Source organism: Pseudomonas sp. AC463 (assembly GCF_979253585.1).
Genome location: NZ_CEEDDZ010000031.1, coordinates 41888 through 61478 on the forward strand (window position 1 = coordinate 41888; position 19591 = coordinate 61478).

The following is a 19591-nucleotide window of genomic DNA, read 5'->3' on the forward strand; positions in this document are numbered from 1 at the left end:
TTGGTTCCTCCCGGCAGGCACAGGCGCGACCGAGACATTGCATAAGGTTATTGAGCCGGCGACGGAGAATTGACGGCACTCTGACGCACCGGCGGCTTTGCAGGGGCCGGTGCAGTTTGTGTGCCAGCCCGCTTCAAGGCCGCGTCCGGTGTTGCATTGGCGGTGCCGGTGCCGGTCAGGCTGCGGCGCACATCCAGGTTGCGCGAGACCACCAACACCACCCGCCGGTTACGCGCGCGGCCTTCCGCCGTGGCGTTATTGGCCACCGGCTGGAACTCGCCGTAGCCCACCGAGGCCAGGCGACTGGGGTTCACATCCTGCATCGCAAGCATGCGCACGATGCTCGCCGCCCGCGCCGACGACAGCTCCCAGTTGGTCGGGTACTGCGCGGTGCTGATCGGAATATTGTCGGTAAAGCCTTCCACGTGAATCGGGTTTTCGAACGGCTTGAGGATCGCCGCCACCTTGTCGATGATGGTGAACGCCTGGTCGCTGGGCATCGCATCGGCGCTGGCGAACAGCAGGCTGGAGTTCAGCTCGATCTCGACCCACAACTCATTGCCGCGCACAGTCATCTGGTTGGAGCTGATCAGGTCGCCGAACGCGGCGCTGATATCGTCGGCGATGCTTTTCAACGGGTCGCTGGTGCCACCCACGCCAGCGGCAGTTTCATCGCTGTCGTTGACCAGCGGCTTGGCCGGGGTCACGGTCTTGGGCCGTTCTTCGCCAATGGGAATCGGCTTGAGCGCGCGGTCGGCGTCGTTGAACACACCGATCAGCGCCTGGGAAATGACCTTGTACTTGCCTTCGTTGATCGACGAGATGGAGTACATCACCACGAAAAACGCGAACAGCAAGGTGATGAAGTCCGCGTAGGACACCAGCCAGCGTTCGTGGTTGACGTGCTCTTCAGGCTCGCGACGGCGACGGCTCATAGAAAATACCTCCCATCAATCCATGAAGCCCTGAAGCTTCAATTCGATGGAGCGCGGGTTCTCGCCCTCGGCGATCGACAGGATGCCTTCGAGCAGCATTTCGCGGTAACGCGACTGGCGCATGGCAATCGACTTGAGCTTGCTGGCCACCGGCAACAGCACCAGGTTGGCACTGGCCACGCCATAGATGGTCGCGACAAACGCCACGGCAATCCCGCTGCCCAGTTGCGAAGGGTCGGCGAGGTTGCCCATCACGTGGATAAGACCCATCACCGCACCGATGATGCCGATGGTCGGCGCGTAGCCGCCCATGCTCTCGTAGACTTTGGCGGCGTTGATATCACGGCTTTCCTGGGTGTAGAAATCCACCTCGAGGATGCTGCGGATCGCTTCCGGCTCGGCGCCGTCGACCAGCAATTGCAGGCCTTTGCGCGCGTAGCTGTCGGGCTCGGCATCGGCCACGCCTTCCAGGCCCAGCAGGCCTTCCTTGCGCGCGGTGAGGCTCCAGTTGACCACGCGGTCGATGCCGCCGGGCAAGTCCACACGCGGCGGGAAAATGATCCAGATCAGGATCTGCATCGCACGCTTGAACGAACTCATTGGTGACTGCAACAACGCCGCGCCCACGGTGCCGCCGATCACGATCAGCGCCGCCGGGCCGTTGGCCAGGGCGCCGAGGTGGCCGCCTTCGAGGTAGTTGCCGCCAATGATCGCGACAAACGCCATGATGATGCCGATCAGGCTCAATACATCCATCAGAGGCAGGCCTCCACCAGGTGCTTGCCGATGTCGTCCAGGCTGTAGACGGCGTCGGCCAGGTCAGCCTTGACGATGGCCATGGGCATGCCGTAGATCACGCAACTGGCTTCGTCCTGGGCCCAGATCGCGCTGCCGCCCTGCTTGAGCAGGCGCGCGCCTTCACGGCCGTCGGCGCCCATGCCGGTGAGCACCACCGCCAGAACTTTGTCGCCGTAGGACTTGGCTGCCGAACCGAAGGTGATGTCCACACACGGCTTGTAATTCAGGCGTTCGTCGCCCGGCAGGATTTTGATCGCGCCGCGCCCGTCGACCATCATCTGCTTGCCACCCGGGGCCAGCAGCGCCAGACCCGGGCGCAGGATGTCACCGTCTTCGGCTTCCTTGACGCTGATGCGGCACAGCTTGTCCAGGCGCTCGGCGAAGGCCTTGGTGAACGCGGCGGGCATGTGCTGGATCAACACGATAGGCGCCGGGAAGTTGGCCGGCAGTTGCGTCAACACACGCTGCAGGGCCACCGGGCCGCCGGTGGAGGTACCGATGGCAACCAGCTTGTAGGCCTTGCGCTTGGGCGCCGGCGAATGTGCATGCGCCGCCGCAGGAGCAGGCGTACGCACCGGCGGCGCCGCTGGCCGTGCAACCGGCGCAGGGGCCGGGCGACCGAACGACGAAGCAGGTGCCGGGGCTGGCGCTGCAACAGGCGCCGGCGCAGGGGCTGGCGTGCTGAACAGGCTGCGACGGTTGCTGCGGGAAATACTGTGGACTTTCTCGCACAGAAGTTGCTTGACCTTCTCGGGGTTGCGCGAAATGTCTTCGAAATTCTTCGGCAGGAAGTCCACCGCACCGGCGTCCAGCGCATCCAGGGTCACCCGGGCGCCTTCGTGGGTCAGCGAGGAGAACATCAATACCGGGGTCGGGCAGCGTTGCATGATGTGTCGAACTGCCGTGATGCCATCCATCATCGGCATTTCGTAGTCCATGGTGATCACGTCGGGTTTCAACGCAATCGCCTGATCAATCGCCTCTTTGCCGTTTGTGGCCGTGCCGATCACCTGAATCGTTGGATCGGCGGAAAGAATTTCCGAGACGCGGCGGCGGAAGAAACCCGAATCGTCCACCACCAGGACCTTGACTGCCATAAACACTCCGTTAGGCGGGGCGGGCATTACCGCCCTGCCCCACCAGAATCAAATACGCCGAGCGGCGTAACGCTTGAGCATGCTCGGAACATCGAGAATCAGCGCGATCCGACCGTCACCGGTGATGGTCGCACCCGACATGCCCGGGGTTCCCTGCAGCATTTTGCCCAAAGGCTTGATGACCACTTCTTCCTGACCCACCAGCTGATCGACCACAAAGCCGATGCGCTGGGTGCCCACGGAGAGAATCACCACATGGCCTTCGCGCTGCTCTTCATGCTTGGCCGAGGCCACCAGCCAACGCTTGAGGTAGAACAGTGGCAACGCCTTGTCGCGCACGATCACCACTTCCTGGCCGTCCACCACGTTGGTGCGCGACAGGTCGAGGTGGAAGATCTCGTTGACGTTGACCAGCGGGAAGGCGAAGGCCTGGTTGCCCAGCATCACCATCAGGGTCGGCATGATCGCCAAGGTCAACGGCACCTTGATGACGATCTTGGAGCCCTGGCCCTTGGTCGAGTAAATATTGATCGAGCCGTTGAGCTGGCTGATCTTGGTTTTCACCACGTCCATGCCCACGCCACGGCCGGACACGTCGGAAATCTCGGTCTTGGTCGAGAAGCCCGGAGCGAAGATCAGGTTGTAGCACTCTGTGTCGGTCAGGCGGTCGGCGGCGTCCTTGTCCATCACGCCACGCTTGACCGCGATATTGCGCAAAATGGTCGGGTCCATGCCCTTGCCGTCATCGGTGATCGACAGCAGGATGTGGTCGCCTTCTTGCTCGGCCGCCAGAATCACCTTGCCGCCACGGGACTTGCCCGAGGCTTCGCGTTCTTCCGGAATTTCCACGCCGTGGTCGACGGCGTTGCGCACCAAGTGGACCAGCGGGTCGGCCAGGGCCTCGACAAGGTTTTTGTCGAGGTCGGTTTCTTCACCCACCAGTTCCAGGTTGATCTCTTTCTTCAGCTGGCGCGCCAGGTCACGAACCAGGCGCGGGAAGCGGCCGAAGACTTTCTTGATCGGCTGCATGCGCGTTTTCATCACCGCGGTTTGCAGGTCGGCCGTCACCACGTCGAGGTTCGACACGGCTTTCTGCATGGCCTCGTCGCCGCTGGTCAGGCCCAGGCGCACCAGGCGGTTACGCACCAGTACCAGTTCGCCGACCATGTTCATGATGTCGTCCAGGCGCGCGGTATCGACCCGCACGGTGGTTTCGGCTTCACTGGCAGGCTTCTCGGCAACCGGGGCCGCAGCGGCACGCGCTGGAGCCGGGGCGGCAGCCGGGGCGGCAGCCGGGGCGGCAGCCGGGGCTGGCGCAGGCTTGGCGGCCGGAGCGGCGGCTTTGGCGGCAACCGGGGCCGCTGTGGCAACAGCTGCAGCGGCGGCCGGGGCCACTTCGGTGAACTTGCCCTTGCCGTGCAAATCGTCCAACAGCGCTTCGAACTCGTGATCGGAGATCAAGCCATCGCCAGCCGGTGCCGCACTGGCAGCTGGCGCAGGGGCCGCAGAGACTTCCGGCAGAGCGTCGGCCGCAAACGTGCCTTTGCCATGCAGTTGGTCGAGCAACGCTTCGAATTCGTCGTCGGTAATGTCGGTGCTGGCCGGGGCGGCAGGCGCCTCGGCCGCAGCGACCGGTGCCACGGCGTCGGCCGCGAACTGGCCTTTGCCGTGCAACTGGTCGAGCAGGGATTCGAACTCGGCGTCGGTGATGTCTTCGCTGGTCGGCGCTGCGGGCGCAGTAACGGCTGCAGGCGCCTCAGCTTCGGCTTTCACCGCGTTGAGCGAATTGAGCAGCTGTTCGAACTCGCTGTCCGTCACATCCGCTTGCGGCTCGGGTTCCGGCGCGGCTTCAACCACCGGCGCCGCCGACAGGTCGGCAGGCTCTGCATAGCGCGCCAGGGCGGCCAGCAGTTCCGGGGTGGCGGCGGTGATCGGAGCACGTTCGCGCACTTCGCTGAACATGCCGTTGACCGCATCGAGTGCTTCGAGAATCACGTCCATCAATTCCGAATCAACGTGACGCTCACCCTTGCGCAGGATGTCGAACACGTTCTCGGCGATGTGGCAGCACTCCACCAGCTCATGGAGCTGGAGGAAGCCGGCGCCCCCTTTTACAGTGTGAAAACCGCGAAAAATTGCATTGAGCAGGTTCGCATCATCCGGGCGGCTTTCCAGCTCGACCAGTTGTTCGGACAGTTGCTCTAAAATTTCGCCGGCCTCTACAAGGAAATCCTGAAGGATTTCTTCATCGGCGCCGAAGCTCATGTGGGTGCTCCTTAGAAGCCTAAACTGGATAACAGGTCATCTACGTCATCCTGACCTGACACAACGTCTTCACGTTTATCGGCATGAATCTGCGGACCTTCACCCTTGGCGAGATGTTTTTGTGGATCTTTTTCCGAGAGGATCGCTTCGCGGTCATGTTCGATGCCTGCAAAGCGGTCTACCTGGCCTGCCATAAGCACTAATTTGAGCAAGTTGCTTTCCACTTCGGTGACCAATTGGGTCACACGCTTGATCACCTGACCGGTGAGGTCCTGGTAATCCTGCGCCAGCAGAATGTCGTTGAGGTTGCTGGAAACCGTGCGGTTTTCCTGCTCGCTGCGCGACAAAAATCCTTCAACCCGACGCGCCAGCTCACGGAACTCTTCAGCCCCCACTTCCCGGCGCATGAAGCGGCCCCAGTCGTGGCTCAGGGCCTGAGCTTCAGTGGCCATGCCATTGACCAGGGGCGTGGCGTTTTCCACCAGGTCCATAGTGCGGTTGGCCGCCGCCTCAGTCAGCCTGACCACATAGGACAGGCGTTCGGTGGCATCAGTGATCTGCGAGATTTCCTCGGCCTGGGGCATATGCGGATCAATCTGGAAATTGACGATCGCACTGTGCAGCTCGCGTGTGAGCTTGCCCACTTCCTGATACAGGCCGCGGTCACGGGTCTGGTTGAGCTCATGGATCAACTGCACCGCGTCGCCGAACTGGCCTTTTTCAAGGCTTTCGACCAACTGGTGAGCATGCTTTTTCAGGGTCGACTCGAAGTCTCCCTGTGATGATTCTTTATGCTCCATAGCTCCCCCGCGATGGCATTAGCCGTGGATGCGTTCGAAGATTTTTTCGATCTTCTCTTTCAAGGCCAATGCAGTGAATGGCTTGACCACGTAGCCGTTAACCCCAGCTTGGGCGGCTTCGATGATCTGCTCACGCTTGGCTTCGGCGGTCACCATCAGCACAGGCAGGCTGCGCAGCTTTTCGTCAGCGCGCACGTGGCGCAGCAGGTCGATACCGGTCATGCCCGGCATGTTCCAGTCTGTTACCAGAAAGTCGATGCTCCCGCTGTTGAGGATCGGAATCGCCGTAATGCCGTCATCCGCCTCGACCGTGTTAGTGAACCCAAGGTCACGCAACAGGTTTTTTATGATCCGCCGCATCGTTGAGAAGTCATCAACGATGAGGATTTTCATGTTCTTGTCCAATTCGACCTCCAAGCAGTCTTAAACGCGCCCAGCACCTGGACGCGCCATTTCAATCAACAGGCATTACACAAAAAGGACTGCCGGGAGCACCACGGATTGAAGCCGCGAAGGTCTATCACCCTCGCGGCCTCGCTTTGCAGTGCTCCCCAACACTGCCTGTCAGCGCGCTCGCCACTCTCCCAAACGCCCCCGCAAGCGGGCTGCGCACTGGCTATGCAACTGGCTGACCCGCGATTCGCTGACCCCCAGGACCTCACCGATTTCCTTGAGGTTCAGCTCTTCGTCGTAGTACAGCGCCAACACCAGCCGCTCACGCTCCGGCAAATTGGCAATCGCGTCGGCCAAGGCGCCCTGGAAACGTTCATCTTCCAGGTCGCGCGATGGCTCCATATGAGCGCTCGCGCCGTCCTCGTGCAGCCCTTCGTGTTCGCCGTCCTGCAACAGGTCGTCGAAACTGAACAGGCGGCTGCCCAAGGTATCGTTCAAAATCCCGTAGTAATCGTCGAGACTCAATTGGAGTTCGGCCGCAACTTCGTGATCTTTAGCGTCGCGACCGGTTTTTGCTTCAATTGCGCGAATTGCGTCACTGACCATGCGCGTATTGCGGTGTACCGAACGCGGCGCCCAGTCACCTTTACGCACTTCATCGAGCATCGCGCCACGGATGCGGATACCCGCATACGTCTCGAAACTCGCACCCTTGCTCGCGTCGTACTTGGTCGACACTTCGAGCAGGCCGATCATGCCCGCCTGGATCAGGTCTTCGACCTGGACGCTGGCGGGCAGGCGTGCCAGCAAGTGATAGGCGATGCGCTTGACCAGGGGCGCGTAGCGCTCGATCAATTCGCCTTGGCTGTCACGGGCAGACTTCTTGTACGCGTTGTAGCCAGTCGCTGTCATAGCACGGGTCCTGCGCTCGTCTGATGCACCAATCGCTCGACGAAAAACTCCAGATGCCCCCGCGGGTTGGCGGGCAACGGCCAGGTATCGACCTTCTGGGCAATAGCCTTGAACGCCAGAGCGCACTTGGAACGAGGGAACGCTTCGTAGACTGCACGCTGCTTTTGCACAGCCTTGCGCACACACTCGTCGTAGGGCACTGCGCCGACGTATTGTAAGGCGACATCGAGAAAGCGATCCGTGACCTTGGTCAACTTGGCGAACAGGTTGCGACCTTCCTGCGGGCTCTGGGCCATATTGGCCAGCACGCGGAAGCGGTTCATGCCGTAGTCACGGTTGAGCAGTTTGATCAGGGCGTAGGCGTCGGTGATCGAGGTGGGTTCGTCGCACACCACCAGCAACACTTCCTGCGCAGCGCGCACGAAGCTGACCACGGACTCGCCGATCCCGGCGGCGGTGTCGATCACCAGCACGTCGAGGTTGTCGCCGATATCGCTGAACGCCTGGATCAGGCCGGCATGCTGCGCCGGGCTCAGATGCACCATGCTCTGGGTGCCGGAAGCGGCCGGCACGATGCGGATGCCACCGGGGCCCTGCAGCAGCACGTCGCGCAGCTCACAGCGGCCCTCGATCACATCGGCGAGGGTATGTTTGGGCGTCAGTCCCAGCAGAACGTCGACGTTCGCCAGCCCCAGGTCAGCATCCAGCAGCATGACGCGACGGCCAAGCTCTGCCAGGGCCAGGGACAAATTCACTGACACGTTAGTTTTCCCGACGCCACCTTTGCCGCCGGTCACCGCGATCACCTGTACGGGATGCATGCTGCCCATTTTATTTCTTTACCTTGTCTTGCTTAGACGCAGGCTACATGGCTTGGCCGCGTGAATCGCTTGCAGACCATCGATGTAGATACATTTCACGGTGTTCATCCTGCCCTCAACCCACCCGCTTTGCCGGGTTGTGGTAGAGGTCGGCGAACATATCGGCCATCGCTTCCTCGCTAGGCTCTTCTTGCATTTGCACGCTGACTGCACGGCTGACCAACTGATGACGGCGCGGCAGATGCAGATCATCCGGGATCCGCGGGCCGTCGGTCAGGTAGGCGACCGGCAATTCATGACTGATGGCCAGGCTCAGCACCTCGCCCAGGCTCGCGGTTTCATCGAGCTTGGTGAGGATGCAACCGGCCAGGCCGCAGCGTTTGTAACTGTGGTACGCAGCGGTAAGAACCTGTTTCTGGCTGGTGGTTGCAAGCACCAGGTAATTTTTCGATTTGATCCCACGTCCGGCCAGGCTTTCGAGCTGCATGCGCAACGCCGGATCACTGGCTTGCAGGCCGGCGGTGTCGATCAGCACTACGCGTTTGCGCAGCAGCGGGTCGAGGGCGTTGGCCAGGGACTGGCCCGGGTCTACGTGGGTCACCGACACATTCAGGATGCGGCCCAGGGTCTTGAGCTGCTCCTGGGCGCCGATGCGGTAGCTGTCCATGCTCACCAGCGCAATGTTGTGCGCGCCGTACTTGAGCACATACCGCGCCGCCAGCTTGGCCAGGGTGGTGGTCTTGCCCATGCCGGCAGGGCCGACCATGGCGATCACACCGCCCTCTTCCAGCGGCTCGACTTCCGGGGTGACGATCATGCGCGCCAAGTGCGCCAGCAACATGCGCCAGGCCTGGCGGGGTTCTTCGATTTCGGTGGTCAGCGCCAGCAGGTCGCGGGACAACGGGCCGGACAGGCCGATACGTTGCAGGCGACGCCACAGGTTGGCCTGCTGCGGCTTGCTGCCTTGCAGCTGGGTCCAGGCCAAGGAGCCGAGTTGTACTTCGAGCAGCTCGCGCAGGCCGTTGAGTTCAAAGCGCATCGAGTCGAACACACGCTGGTCGACTGCGGCAGCCGGGGCTGGCGCGGCAGGACGCGGCGGCTCTTTGAACGTAGGCTCAACCAGCGGCTCGGCGGCGGTCAGCGGCAGGCCGGCAAACAACTGGCGGTTGGTGGTGGCATCGCTGTCGCCACGCATGCTCAATTCAGCCTGGGCCGAGACGATGCGCGACGCGGTCTTGCGCAGCTCGTCTTCGAGCTCCATGTTCGGCACGCGCGGGGCCAGGGCCTGAGGGGTGTAATCCAGGGCAGCCGTCAGCTCGACACCGCCGGCAATACGACGGTTACCGATAATCGCGGCGTCGGCGCCCAGCTCATCACGGACCAGTTTCATGGCCTGACGCATATCGGCGGCGAAAAAACGCTTAACTTGCATAACCCACTACCCTCAGCCGTTCGGCCCTACTGTCGCGACGATAGTCACTTGCTTATTGTCAGGAATTTCCTGATAAGCCAAAACGTGCAAATTCGGTACTGCCAGGCGTCCAAACCGCGACAACATCGCCCGGACGGGGCCCGCCACCAGCAGAATCACCGGTTGGCCCTGCATCTCCTGGCGCTGTGCGGCGTCGATCAACGAACGCTGCAGCTTCTCAGCCATGCTTGGCTCCAGCAGAACGCCCTCTTCCTGGCCTTGTCCTGCCTTCTGAATACTATTGAGCAATATTTGTTCCAACCTTGGTTCCAAGGTGATAACAGGCAGCTCGGAGTCAAGCCCTACAATGCTTTGGACGATTGCGCGCGACAATCCGACGCGCACCGCAGCCACCAGGGCGGCAGTATCTTGACTCTTGGCGGCATTGTTGGCGATGGCCTCGGCAATGCTGCGAATGTCGCGTACCGGCACCTGTTCGGCCAGCAGCGCCTGCAACACCTTGAGCAACTGCGACAGCGATAGCACGCCCGGCACCAGTTCTTCCGCCAGTTTAGGCGACGCTTTGGCCAGCAAGCCCATCAATTGCTGGACTTCCTCGTGGCCAATGAGCTCGTGGGAGTGCTTGTACAGGATCTGGTTGAGGTGGGTGGCGACCACGGTGCTGGCGTCTACCACGGTGTAACCCAGCGACTGCGCCTGGCTGCGCTGGCTGATTTCGATCCACACCGCGTCCAGGCCAAAAGCCGGATCTTTGGCGGTTATGCCGTTGAGGCTGCCGAATACCTGCCCCGGGTTGATCGCCAGCTCGCGGTCCGGGTAGATCTCGGCTTCGGCCAGGATCACGCCCATCAGCGTCAAGCGGTAGGCGCTCGGGGCCAGGTCGAGGTTGTCGCGGATATGCACGGTGGGCATCAAGAAGCCCAAATCCTGGGACAGCTTCTTGCGCACGCCCTTGATCCGCGCGAGCAATTGGCCACCCTGGTTGCGGTCTACCAGCGGGATCAGGCGGTAGCCGACTTCCAGGCCGATCATGTCGATCGGGGTCACGTCATCCCAGCCCAACTCCTTGGTTTCCTGGGCGCGGGCCGGGGATGGCAGCAGTTCCTGCTGGCGGGCGATCTCTTGTTGGGCGATGACTTTGACCTGGTTCTGCTTCTTCCAGAACAGGTAGGCGCCGCCGCCGGCGAGTGCGGCCATGGTCAGGAACGAGAAGTGCGGCATGCCCGGCACGATGCCCATGATCGCCATGATGCCCGCCGCCACGGCCAGGGCCTTGGGGGATGCGAACATCTGGCGGCTGATCTGCTTGCCCATGTCTTCGGAGCCCGACGCACGGGTCACCATGATCGCGGCAGCTGTGGATAACAACAGTGATGGCAATTGCGCCACTAAACCGTCACCGATGGTCAGCAAGGCGTAGACCTTGCCCGCATCGCCGAAGGTCATGCCGTGCTGGAAGATCCCCACGGCCATGCCGCCGATCAGGTTGATAAACAGAATCAGCAGGCCGGCGATGGCGTCACCGCGCACAAATTTGCTGGCACCGTCCATGGAACCGTAGAACTCGGCTTCCTGGGCCACTTCCAGGCGGCGGGATTTGGCCTGATTCTGGTCGATCAGGCCGGCGTTGAGGTCGGCGTCGATGGCCATTTGTTTGCCGGGCATGGCGTCGAGGGTAAAGCGCGCGCTCACCTCGGAAATCCGCCCGGCGCCCTTGGTCACCACCACGAAGTTGATGATCATCAAGATCGCGAACACCACGATACCGACCACGTAGTTACCGCCGATCACCACCTCACCGAAGGCCTGGATCACCTTACCGGCAGCGGCGTGACCGTCCTGGCCGTGCAGCATCACCACGCGGGTCGACGCCACGTTCAGCGCCAGGCGCAGCAGGGTCGCCACCAGCAAAATCGTCGGGAACACCGCGAAATCCAGCGGCCGCAGGGCGTACACGCAGACCAGCAACACCACCACCGACAGGGCAATGTTGAAGGTAAAGAACACGTCCAACAGGAACGGCGGCATCGGCAACATCATCATTGCCAGCATCACCAGCAACAACAACGGCACACCCAGATTGCCCCGCGAGAGGTCAGTCAGGGTGCCACGGGCCGTGCTGAGCATTTGAGAACGTTCCACCAGCGGTATTCCTCGTGTTCCTTGAAGCAAAGTTTTGACGCCGAGAGGCGTCCTGGAGGCGGTATTGCAAGAAGCCTTCCAACTTTTGCTTTCGCACTTGGATCGCTACAAACGCCCGAGCTCTATCAGCTGTAACCCCCTCCCACATTTGGATTTGTATGTGTCCAGTGCTGCCAGGGAACAATCAGTTAGCCTTCACGTAAGTCGCACGTTCTCGGCCTGTGGGCCTTTTTGTCCTGGCTTCACTTCAAACTCGACTCTTTTGCCTTCTTCGAGCGTTTTGAATCCATCCCCCTGAATAGCCGAAAAGTGTACGAACACATCCGCACCACCCTCGTCCTGAGTGATAAACCCAAAGCCCTTTTCCGCGTTAAACCACTTCACAATACCCGTTGCCATTGTCGTTCTCCGTCCACATATCGCTATATCTGCCTGATGCATAACGCGTAAACACCCGCTGGCCGATGGATCATCTGCAGCGCCACTTTCAAACCCACCGAAAGCTGCACCTCGCCCGAACCGCGCCGGTCGACCAACACTTCCTCCGCGCCGCCATCCAGCACAATCAAACCTTCGCCGGTTTGCGGATCGTAAGATTTGACCGTTCCCGTCACCACGCCCATGGCTACTCCTTCTGCATCCTTTAACAGCGCGCACGCAGTACTGGCGGTTATAAAACCGCGAGAACGGGAAGCTGGCTACTGTCAGAGTTGACAGGTAGACGGGAGTTGACGACGAGTGGTAGAGCGTCAGGAATCGCGGCGCAAGTCCGGCGGGATCGGCAGGTCTTTGAGCGGGTCCGGGCGCTTGCCCTTGCCGGCGCGGTATTGGCGGATCTGATAGACATACGCCAGCACCTGGGCCACGGCCAGGTACAGCCCGGCGGGGATTTCCTGGTCGAGGTCGGTGGAGTAGAAGATCGACCGCGCCAGCTCCGGCGACTCCAGCAGCAGGATGTCGTTGGCCACGGCGATTTCGCGGATCTTGAGCGCGGTAAAGTCGCTGCCCTTGGCCAGCAGCATCGGCGCGCCGCCTTTGTCGGGGTCGTACTTGAGGGCCACGGCGTAGTGCGTCGGGTTGGTGATGACCACGTCGGCGTCGGGCACCGAGGCCATCATCTTGCGCTGGGACATTTCCCGCTGCAGTTGGCGAATGCGCTGCTTGACCTCAGGGCGGCCTTCCTGGTCCTTGTGCTCGTCGCGAACTTCCTGCTTGGTCATCAGCAGTTTCTTGTGGCTTTCCCACAATTGGATCGGCGCATCCACGGCGGCAATGATGATCAGCCCGGCGGCCATCCACAGCGCGCTCCAGCCCACCACCTGCACGCTGTGAATGATCGCCGACTCCAGCGGTTCATGGGCGATGCGCAGCAGGTCGTCGATGTCGGACGACAACACGCTCAAGGCCACGAACAGAATCAGGATGAACTTGGCCAGCGCCTTGAGCAGCTCCACCAGGGCCTTGGCGGAGAACATGCGCTTGAGCCCGGCCGCCGGGTTCATGCGGCTGAATTTGGGCGCCATGCTGCCCGCGGCGAACAGCCAGCCGCCGAGGGCGACCGGGCCGATCAGCGCGGCCAGCAGCAAGGTGATCAGAATCGGCTGCACCGCAAGGATCGCGATCTTGCCCGAGTGCAGCAGGTATTGGCCCATAGAGTCAGGGTTGAGCAGCACGTCGCGGGGCAAGCTGAAGTTGTGTTTCATCAGCTCCAGCAGGTCCAGGGCCAAACCGCCGCCATAGATCAGCAGCCCGCCGGCACCGGCCATCATGGTGGCGACCGTGTTCAGCTCTTTGGAGCGGGCAATCTCGCCCTTTTCCCTGGAGTCCTTTTTACGTTTCTCCGTGGGGTCTTCTGTTTTGTCCTGACCACTCTCGCTCTCGGCCATGGCTCAACGCGCCCGTGCCAGATCACGTAAGAACTGCAAGGCGTCGGTCGCCAGCGGTTGATACTGATTGAGAATGTCAGCCAGGCCGACCCAGAAAATCCCCATGCCCAACACCAGGGTGAGCGGGAAACCAATCGAGAAAATGTTCAGTTGCGGCGCCGCGCGGGTCATCACGCCAAACGCGATGTTGACCACCAGCAGCGCGGTGATTGCCGGCAGCACCAGCAGCAGCGAGGCGCCGAGTACCCAACCGAGGCGCCCGACCAACTCCCAGAAATGATTGACCACCAGGCCCGAGCCCACCGGCAAAGTGGTGAAGCTTTCGGTGAGCACCTCGAACGCCACGAGATGGCCATTCATGGCCAGGAACAGCAAGGTCACCAGCATGGTCAGGAACTGCCCGATCACCGCCGCCGATACGCCGTTGGTGGGGTCGACCATGGACGCGAAGCCCATGCCCATCTGAATCGAGATGATTTGCCCGGCGACCACAAAGGCCTGGAAGAACAGTTGCAGGGAGAAACCGAGCATGGCGCCGATCAGGATCTGTTCGGCGATCAGCATCAAGGCGCTGAGGTCGAGGGCATTGACCGGCGGCATCGGCGGCAAACCCGGCACCAGCACCACGGTGATGGCGACGGCGAAATACAGGCGCACCCGGCGCGGGACCAGGGTGGTGCCGAACACCGGCATGGCCATCAACATCGCCGTGACGCGGAACAACGGCAGGATGAAGGAGGCCACCCAGGTGCTGATCTGGGTGTCGGTCAATGCCAGCAAAGACTGCATCGGGTCAGCCGATCAACTGCGGAATACTGCCGTACAGCTGCAGGATGTATTCCATGAAGGTCTGCACCAGCCACGGGCCGGCGACGATCAGGGTGACCAGCATCACCAGCAGGCGTGGCAGGAAGCTCAGGGTCTGTTCGTTGATCTGCGTGGCGGCCTGGAACATCGCCACCAGCAGGCCGACCAACAGGCTCGGCACCACCAGCACGGCGACCATGATAGTGGTCAGCCACAGCGCTTCACGGAACAGGTCGACGGCGACTTCTGGGGTCATGCTGCTTCACCTAACAAATCAAACCCCTCCGAAACTGCCGGCCAACGTGCCGATAATCAGCGCCCAACCGTCCACCAGCACAAACAGCATGATCTTGAACGGCAACGAGATGATCAGCGGCGACAGCATCATCATACCCATGGCCATCAGCACGCTCGCCACCACCAGGTCGATGATCAGGAACGGGATAAAGATCATGAAGCCGATCTGGAACGCGGTTTTCAACTCGGAGGTGACAAACGCCGGCACCAGGATGGTCAGCGGCGCCTGGTCCGGGGTGGCGATGTCGGTCCGTTTGGACAGACGCATGAACAGCTCCAGGTCGCTGGAACGGGTCTGCGACAGCATGAAGTCCTTGATCGGGCCCTGGGCCTTGTCGATCGCGTCCTGGGCGGTCATTTTTTCCGCCAGGTAGGGTTGCAGGGCTTGCTGGTTCACCTTGTCGAATACCGGCGCCATGATGAACAGCGTCAGAAACAAGGCCATGCCGGTGAGGATCTGGTTCGACGGCGTCTGCTGCAGGCCCAGGGCCTGGCGCAGGATCGAGAACACGATGATGATCCGCGTGAAGCTGGTCATCAGCATCACGAACGCCGGGATAAAACTCAGCGCGGTCATGATCAGCAGGATCTGCAGGCTGACCGAATACTCCTGCGCACCTGCGGCGTTGGTGCCCAGCGTAATCGCCGGGATCGACAACGGGTCGGCGCCAAATGCCAACGGCGCGGCCAGCAACAGCATGAGCGTCAATAAAACGCGCATTACTTCTTATCCTTCTGATCCTTGCCCAGCAACTCCATCAGGCGCTGGGCGAATTCCGGCGTGGCCGGTTTGGACTGGTCGACATTCACCGGGGTCTTGAGCACGTGCAGCGGGGTGATGCGGCCAGGGGTGATGCCCAGCAGAATCTGTTCCTCGCCGACTTGCACCAGCACCAGCCGATCACGCGGGCCGAGGGCGCGGGAGCCGATCATTTCGATCACCTGCCCATTGCCCGGGCCGACGCTCTGCACACGGCGCAGCAGCCAGGCCAGTACGAAAATCAGCCCGACCACCAGCAGTAACCCCAGCACCAGCTGGGTCAGTTGCCCGCCGAGGCCACTGCTGGCCACCGGTGCGGCAGCCACGGCTGCCTGCGCAACCGGCTCGGCCGCCAGGGCGCTCAATGGCAGCGCCAGCAACAGTCCCGCCATCGAACAGCGCATATCAGCGCAACTTCTTGATGCGTTCGCTCGGGCTGATCACGTCCGTCAGGCGGATGCCGAACTTCTCGTTGACCACCACCACTTCGCCGTGGGCGATCAGCGTGCCGTTGACCAGCACGTCCAATGGCTCGCCGGCCAGGCGGTCCAACTCGATCACCGAACCCTGGTTGAGTTGCAGCAGGTTGCGGATGTTGATGTCGGTGCTGCCGACTTCCATGGAGATCGACACCGGAATATCCAGGATCACGTCCAGGTTCGGGCCGTCGAGGGTCACCGGGTCGTTGTTTTTCGGCACGCTGCCGAATTCTTCCATCGGCAGGCGGTTGCCGGCCGGCGCGGTGGCGGCGTCAGCGGCCAGCAGCGCATCGATGTCGTCCTGGCCAACATCGCCGGTTTCTTCCAGGGCCGCAGCCCATTCGTCAGCCAGGGCCTGGTCTTCGGCGGAAGTATTATCGTGTTCGGTAGCCATTACTTGTCCTCGGCGGAGCAAACATTCATTAAATAGGAGTTAGCGGCGGTTGATCGGCTCAACCACTTGCAGCGCCAGGTTGCCCTTGTGGGAACCGAGCTTGACCTTGAACGATGGCACGCCATTGGCGCGCATGATCATTTCTTCCGGCAGCTCCACAGGGATGATGTCCCCCGGCTGCATGTGCAAAATATCGCGCAAACGCAACTGGCGACGGGCCACGGTGGCGCTCAAGGGTACGTCGACGTCCAGCAGGTCTTCGCGCAGGGCCTTGACCCAGCGTTCGTCCTGGTCGTCGAGGTCGGACTGGAAACCGGCGTCGAGCATCTCGCGCACCGGCTCGATCATCGAGTACGGCATGGTCACGTGCAGGTCGCCGCCACCGCCATCGAGTTCGATGTGGAAGGTCGACACCACAATGGCTTCGCTGGGGCCGACGATGTTGGCCATGGCCGGGTTCACTTCCGAGTTGATGTACTCGAAATTGACTTCCATGATCGCCTGCCAGGCTTCCTTCAAGTCGATGAAGGCCTGCTCCAGCACCATGCGCACCACCCGCAACTCGGTGGGCGTGAATTCACGGCCTTCGATCTTGGCGTGGCGGCCGTCACCGCCGAAGAAGTTGTCCACCAGCTTGAACACCAGCTTGGCGTCGAGGATGAACAGCGCGGTGCCGCGCAGCGGCTTGATCTTGACCAGGTTGAGACTGGTGGGCACGTACAGCGAGTGCACGTATTCACCGAACTTCATCACCTGCACGCCGCCCACCGCCACGTCCGCCGAGCGGCGCAGCATGTTGAACATGCTGATCCGGGTGTAGCGGGCGAAACGTTCGTTGATCATTTCCAGGGTCGGCATGCGTCCACGGACGATGCGATCCTGGCTGGTCAGGTCATAACTTTTGACGCTGCCGGGCTCGGCAGCCATTTCAGTCTGTACCAGCCCATCGTCGACGCCATGCAGCAGCGCGTCGATTTCATCCTGGGACAGCAGGTCTTGCACGGCCATGTCGAGATCCTACTGCAATACGAAATTAGTGAAGAGCGCCTGCTCGACCACGACTTTGCCGAGTTCTTTCTGGGCCACTTCCTGCACGCTGGCAGTGACCTTCTGACGCAGCATTTCCTGGCCCACCGGGGTGGCGAGGGTGTCGAAGCTCTGGCTGGAGAACAGCATCACCAGGTTGTTGCGGATCACCGGCATGTGCACCTTGAGCGCTTCCAGGTCGCCCTTGTCACGCGCGAGCAAGGTGATGCTCACCTGCAGGTAGCGTTGACGACCGTTCTGGTTGAAGTTGGCCACGAAGGCCGGAAGCATCGGCTCGAAGATTGCCGGTTGCTTGACGTTACTGGAAGTTTCGGCGGCGGCGGCCGGTTTGCTTGCACTGCTGTGCATGATGTACCAGGTGCCACCCACCGAGGCGCCGATGGCCAGGAGCAGGCCCAGGACTATGATCAGGATAAGCTTGAGCTTGCCTTTGCCTGCGGGTGCTTTTGCTGCGTCGTCGCTCTTCGCCATGCCAATAATCCGTCACTATTCGGGGATTCATAGATCTACGGAAAGGCAAGAGCAAGTGTTATGCCAGAGTTGTCTGGTAATCGGGGAAGAAGGCACACCACAAACCAAATGTGGGAGGGGGCTTGCCCCCGATGGCGGTGGGTCAGTTATAAATGTATCAACTGACACTCCCTCATCGGGGGCAAGCCCCCTCCCACATTTTGAACTTTGTAGGGCTTGGATCAGGCGTAGTAATCGACGGCGCTGGAGCCGATCACCGTGGAGGTTACCGGCGCCACGGCTTCAGCCACATCAATGTGGTTGCCGCTGTCGCCGTTGTCACCGCCACGCCCGCTGCCACTTACACCACGGGTCTGGGCCTGCTGTTGCTGCTGCTCCTGGCCACGGGACTGGTCGGACACGTTTACGTCCACCTGCCCCATGCCTTGCTGGGCAAACATCTCGCGCAGGCGACCGGACTGGCTTTCCAGCGCTTCACGCACCACCGGGTGGGCGCTCATGAAGTTGACCTGGGCCTGCTGGTCGGCGGTCATGTTGACCTTGATATCCAGGCGCCCCAGCTCGGCCGGTTGCAACTGGATATCTGCCGACTTGAGGTTGGCGCTGGACAGGTACATCACGCGGTTGACGATCTCGTCGGTCCAGCCGCTCTGGTGCATGGCCAGCGGTGCATTGGTCACCGGCGGCAAGGCGTTCGCGGTTTTCGGCGTGGCGGCCTGGGTCAGCGCGGCCAGGCGGTTGGCGAAGTCATCGACACGGGTGTCGCTGCTGGCTTCCTTCAGGTCCTTGAGACCGCCTTCGATCAAGCCGCTGAAGGCCTTCTCGCCACCTGAATCCGTGCTGTCCTTGGTGGCTTGCTGGTCGACCATCGTGGCCATGCCGGCAGCGAAATTCTGCGCGGCAGTCGGCTGGTCCTGGCTCGGCGCCGGGGCGGTTTTGGCCGGCGCCTGGCTGCTCGCGGACACGTGCCCGCCCTGCTCCATCGCTAGGCGTACGGCCGGCATGGCATCGAGGGGGTCGGCCTCGGGGTCGAAGGCCGGCTTGGCCTCCTCGGTCGCCGCGATGGGCGCTGCGACCACCGGCGTCGCCTTGGCATCCTTGGCGTCGGCCACGGGCGCCGGGGTTTCCACCGGAACCGGCACGGCCACGGGCGTTACCGCGGCGAGCATGGCCGGGTCGACGACCGGGTCGGCCGGGGGCTGTTGCACCAGGGTTGGATCGACCGATGCATCGTCATCCTTGCTGGCGCTGTCGTCGGACTTGGCCGGCGGGCTGGCAGGCAAGGTATTGCCGCTATCGGCAACCGCCGGTGTGCTGGCGGCAGGCTTGTCGTCACCGGCGACAGGCTTGGCACTGGCATCGGCGGGCTTGTCCCGCGTGGGCTTGGGCGAGTTGTCGTCGGTTTTTACCGAGGGTTTTGCGCCTTGACTGGCGAACACCTGAGCGAAGCCAGGGCCCTTGTCCCGTGGGTCCGCGGCCGCAACCGGCTGGGCGACGACGGGCGCTTGAGGCTTGGCCGCAGGGGTAGCCTGAAGGAGGGAATTGGGGGCGACTGGCATAGGTAAAGGTCTCCACTGCATGGGGATCGGGGATGCAGTAACAGGAGGTAGAGCAAGAGTCGGGCCAGTTTTTTTGTTTTGTGTGTATATCCGTTATTTGGGTGATGGCTGGTATTGGTTCCGCCCTTACGGCGGGTCACTTTTGGAAAAGAGCCCCAAAAGTAACCAAAAGGGCTCTTGCCCCTACACTCGGCACCTCGCCTAGGCTCGGTGTGCCCTCACTCCGGCTTGAATCCGTGGGCCGCCGCGATGGGCCATCCTTGGCCCAGCGCGGCTAACCCGGCGTCCTGCCGGGT

Annotated in this window: 21 protein-coding genes; all 21 read right to left on the bottom strand. The window is 61.8% G+C overall.

Annotated features, from left to right (window positions below; all coding sequences use genetic code 11):
• Nucleotides 1-47: 47 nt before the first annotated feature.
• A complete protein-coding gene (motD, locus tag AC0IYH_RS27545; RefSeq protein WP_116626217.1) occupies nucleotides 48-935 on the bottom strand; it encodes a flagellar motor protein MotD in 888 nt (295 codons plus the stop codon).
• Between the two features lie 15 nt (nucleotides 936-950).
• The gene (locus tag AC0IYH_RS27550) at nucleotides 951-1691 is read right to left on the bottom strand and encodes a flagellar motor protein (protein WP_033900785.1); all 741 of its coding nucleotides are present in this window, start codon (nucleotides 1689-1691) and stop codon (nucleotides 951-953) included.
• A complete protein-coding gene (locus AC0IYH_RS27555; RefSeq protein WP_116626216.1) occupies nucleotides 1691-2830 on the bottom strand; it encodes a protein-glutamate methylesterase/protein-glutamine glutaminase in 1140 nt (379 codons plus the stop codon). Before AC0IYH_RS27555 ends, AC0IYH_RS27550 begins: the two co-directional genes overlap by 1 nt.
• Before the next feature lie 48 nt (nucleotides 2831-2878).
• Nucleotides 2879-5095 carry a chemotaxis protein CheA gene (locus tag AC0IYH_RS27560; protein ID WP_471837205.1) on the bottom strand — a complete coding sequence of 739 codons (2217 nt, stop codon included), beginning with the start codon at nucleotides 5093-5095 and terminating at the stop codon, nucleotides 2879-2881.
• Nucleotides 5096-5106: 11 nt separating this feature from the next.
• Nucleotides 5107-5895: a protein phosphatase CheZ gene (locus AC0IYH_RS27565; protein WP_116626214.1), complete on the bottom strand. Its 789-nt coding sequence runs from the start codon at nucleotides 5893-5895 to the stop codon at nucleotides 5107-5109.
• A gap of 18 nt (nucleotides 5896-5913) precedes the next feature.
• Nucleotides 5914-6288, bottom strand: coding sequence for a chemotaxis response regulator CheY (locus AC0IYH_RS27570; protein WP_015885173.1), 375 nt, complete (start codon nucleotides 6286-6288; stop codon nucleotides 5914-5916).
• Between the two features lie 171 nt (nucleotides 6289-6459).
• Nucleotides 6460-7200, bottom strand: coding sequence for an RNA polymerase sigma factor FliA (gene fliA, locus AC0IYH_RS27575; protein WP_016976604.1), 741 nt, complete (start codon nucleotides 7198-7200; stop codon nucleotides 6460-6462).
• A complete protein-coding gene (gene fleN, locus AC0IYH_RS27580; RefSeq protein ID WP_003192912.1) occupies nucleotides 7197-8030 on the bottom strand; it encodes a flagellar synthesis regulator FleN in 834 nt (277 codons plus the stop codon). The genes fliA and fleN overlap by 4 nt, the downstream gene beginning before the upstream one ends.
• A gap of 106 nt (nucleotides 8031-8136) precedes the next feature.
• Nucleotides 8137-9453 carry a flagellar biosynthesis protein FlhF gene (flhF, locus tag AC0IYH_RS27585; protein WP_122772968.1) on the bottom strand — a complete coding sequence of 439 codons (1317 nt, stop codon included), beginning with the start codon at nucleotides 9451-9453 and terminating at the stop codon, nucleotides 8137-8139.
• Nucleotides 9454-9465: 12 nt separating this feature from the next.
• Nucleotides 9466-11580 carry a flagellar biosynthesis protein FlhA gene (flhA, locus tag AC0IYH_RS27590; RefSeq protein ID WP_471837214.1) on the bottom strand — a complete coding sequence of 705 codons (2115 nt, stop codon included), beginning with the start codon at nucleotides 11578-11580 and terminating at the stop codon, nucleotides 9466-9468.
• 210 nt (nucleotides 11581-11790) lie between these two features.
• Nucleotides 11791-11994 carry a cold-shock protein gene (locus AC0IYH_RS27595; protein WP_116626211.1) on the bottom strand — a complete coding sequence of 68 codons (204 nt, stop codon included), beginning with the start codon at nucleotides 11992-11994 and terminating at the stop codon, nucleotides 11791-11793.
• Nucleotides 11995-12017: 23 nt separating this feature from the next.
• Nucleotides 12018-12218, bottom strand: a complete 201-nt coding sequence (locus tag AC0IYH_RS27600; protein ID WP_116626210.1) for a cold-shock protein — start codon at nucleotides 12216-12218, stop codon at nucleotides 12018-12020.
• Between the two features lie 126 nt (nucleotides 12219-12344).
• Nucleotides 12345-13481 carry a flagellar biosynthesis protein FlhB gene (gene flhB / locus AC0IYH_RS27605; protein ID WP_116626209.1) on the bottom strand — a complete coding sequence of 379 codons (1137 nt, stop codon included), beginning with the start codon at nucleotides 13479-13481 and terminating at the stop codon, nucleotides 12345-12347.
• 3 nt (nucleotides 13482-13484) lie between these two features.
• Nucleotides 13485-14270, bottom strand: a complete 786-nt coding sequence (gene fliR, locus AC0IYH_RS27610) for a flagellar biosynthetic protein FliR (protein ID WP_116626208.1) — start codon at nucleotides 14268-14270, stop codon at nucleotides 13485-13487.
• A 4-nt stretch (nucleotides 14271-14274) separates the two neighbouring features.
• On the bottom strand, nucleotides 14275-14544 hold the full coding sequence (gene fliQ / locus AC0IYH_RS27615) for a flagellar biosynthesis protein FliQ (RefSeq protein WP_116626207.1): 270 nt from the start codon (nucleotides 14542-14544) through the stop codon (nucleotides 14275-14277).
• Nucleotides 14545-14562: 18 nt separating this feature from the next.
• Entirely contained in the window at nucleotides 14563-15306 is a 744-nt protein-coding gene (fliP, locus tag AC0IYH_RS27620) for a flagellar type III secretion system pore protein FliP (RefSeq protein ID WP_016976565.1), read from the bottom strand.
• The gene (fliO, locus tag AC0IYH_RS27625; protein ID WP_116626206.1) at nucleotides 15306-15749 is read right to left on the bottom strand and encodes a flagellar biosynthetic protein FliO; all 444 of its coding nucleotides are present in this window, start codon (nucleotides 15747-15749) and stop codon (nucleotides 15306-15308) included. The genes fliP and fliO overlap by 1 nt, the downstream gene beginning before the upstream one ends.
• Before the next feature lies 1 nt (nucleotide 15750).
• Nucleotides 15751-16218, bottom strand: a complete 468-nt coding sequence (fliN, locus tag AC0IYH_RS27630) for a flagellar motor switch protein FliN (RefSeq protein WP_116626205.1) — start codon at nucleotides 16216-16218, stop codon at nucleotides 15751-15753.
• Between the two features lie 39 nt (nucleotides 16219-16257).
• Nucleotides 16258-17226: a flagellar motor switch protein FliM gene (fliM, locus tag AC0IYH_RS27635; protein WP_010208755.1), complete on the bottom strand. Its 969-nt coding sequence runs from the start codon at nucleotides 17224-17226 to the stop codon at nucleotides 16258-16260.
• Between the two features lie 9 nt (nucleotides 17227-17235).
• Nucleotides 17236-17736, bottom strand: coding sequence for a flagellar basal body-associated protein FliL (gene fliL, locus AC0IYH_RS27640; protein ID WP_116626204.1), 501 nt, complete (start codon nucleotides 17734-17736; stop codon nucleotides 17236-17238).
• A gap of 221 nt (nucleotides 17737-17957) precedes the next feature.
• On the bottom strand, nucleotides 17958-19295 hold the full coding sequence (locus tag AC0IYH_RS27645; RefSeq protein WP_471837210.1) for a flagellar hook-length control protein FliK: 1338 nt from the start codon (nucleotides 19293-19295) through the stop codon (nucleotides 17958-17960).
• Between the last annotated feature and the right edge of the window lie 296 nt (nucleotides 19296-19591).

What these genes read in the sequence shown, in the direction of transcription:
- motD (WP_116626217.1), bottom strand. Translation starts at nt 935, where the DNA reads ATGAGCCGTCGCCGTCGCGAGCCTGAAGAGCACGTCAACCACGAACGC.
- AC0IYH_RS27550 (WP_033900785.1), bottom strand. Translation starts at nt 1,691, where the DNA reads ATGGATGTATTGAGCCTGATCGGCATCATCATGGCGTTTGTCGCGATC.
- AC0IYH_RS27555 (WP_116626216.1), bottom strand. Translation starts at nt 2,830, where the DNA reads ATGGCAGTCAAGGTCCTGGTGGTGGACGATTCGGGTTTCTTCCGCCGC.
- AC0IYH_RS27560 (WP_471837205.1), bottom strand. Translation starts at nt 5,095, where the DNA reads ATGAGCTTCGGCGCCGATGAAGAAATCCTTCAGGATTTCCTTGTAGAG.
- AC0IYH_RS27565 (WP_116626214.1), bottom strand. Translation starts at nt 5,895, where the DNA reads ATGGAGCATAAAGAATCATCACAGGGAGACTTCGAGTCGACCCTGAAA.
- AC0IYH_RS27570 (WP_015885173.1), bottom strand. Translation starts at nt 6,288, where the DNA reads ATGAAAATCCTCATCGTTGATGACTTCTCAACGATGCGGCGGATCATA.
- fliA (WP_016976604.1), bottom strand. Translation starts at nt 7,200, where the DNA reads ATGACAGCGACTGGCTACAACGCGTACAAGAAGTCTGCCCGTGACAGC.
- fleN (WP_003192912.1), bottom strand. Translation starts at nt 8,030, where the DNA reads ATGGGCAGCATGCATCCCGTACAGGTGATCGCGGTGACCGGCGGCAAA.
- flhF (WP_122772968.1), bottom strand. Translation starts at nt 9,453, where the DNA reads ATGCAAGTTAAGCGTTTTTTCGCCGCCGATATGCGTCAGGCCATGAAA.
- flhA (WP_471837214.1), bottom strand. Translation starts at nt 11,580, where the DNA reads ATGCTCAGCACGGCCCGTGGCACCCTGACTGACCTCTCGCGGGGCAAT.
- AC0IYH_RS27595 (WP_116626211.1), bottom strand. Translation starts at nt 11,994, where the DNA reads ATGGCAACGGGTATTGTGAAGTGGTTTAACGCGGAAAAGGGCTTTGGG.
- AC0IYH_RS27600 (WP_116626210.1), bottom strand. Translation starts at nt 12,218, where the DNA reads ATGGGCGTGGTGACGGGAACGGTCAAATCTTACGATCCGCAAACCGGC.
- flhB (WP_116626209.1), bottom strand. Translation starts at nt 13,481, where the DNA reads ATGGCCGAGAGCGAGAGTGGTCAGGACAAAACAGAAGACCCCACGGAG.
- fliR (WP_116626208.1), bottom strand. Translation starts at nt 14,270, where the DNA reads ATGCAGTCTTTGCTGGCATTGACCGACACCCAGATCAGCACCTGGGTG.
- fliQ (WP_116626207.1), bottom strand. Translation starts at nt 14,544, where the DNA reads ATGACCCCAGAAGTCGCCGTCGACCTGTTCCGTGAAGCGCTGTGGCTG.
- fliP (WP_016976565.1), bottom strand. Translation starts at nt 15,306, where the DNA reads ATGCGCGTTTTATTGACGCTCATGCTGTTGCTGGCCGCGCCGTTGGCA.
- fliO (WP_116626206.1), bottom strand. Translation starts at nt 15,749, where the DNA reads ATGCGCTGTTCGATGGCGGGACTGTTGCTGGCGCTGCCATTGAGCGCC.
- fliN (WP_116626205.1), bottom strand. Translation starts at nt 16,218, where the DNA reads ATGGCTACCGAACACGATAATACTTCCGCCGAAGACCAGGCCCTGGCT.
- fliM (WP_010208755.1), bottom strand. Translation starts at nt 17,226, where the DNA reads ATGGCCGTGCAAGACCTGCTGTCCCAGGATGAAATCGACGCGCTGCTG.
- fliL (WP_116626204.1), bottom strand. Translation starts at nt 17,736, where the DNA reads ATGGCGAAGAGCGACGACGCAGCAAAAGCACCCGCAGGCAAAGGCAAG.
- AC0IYH_RS27645 (WP_471837210.1), bottom strand. Translation starts at nt 19,295, where the DNA reads ATGCCAGTCGCCCCCAATTCCCTCCTTCAGGCTACCCCTGCGGCCAAG.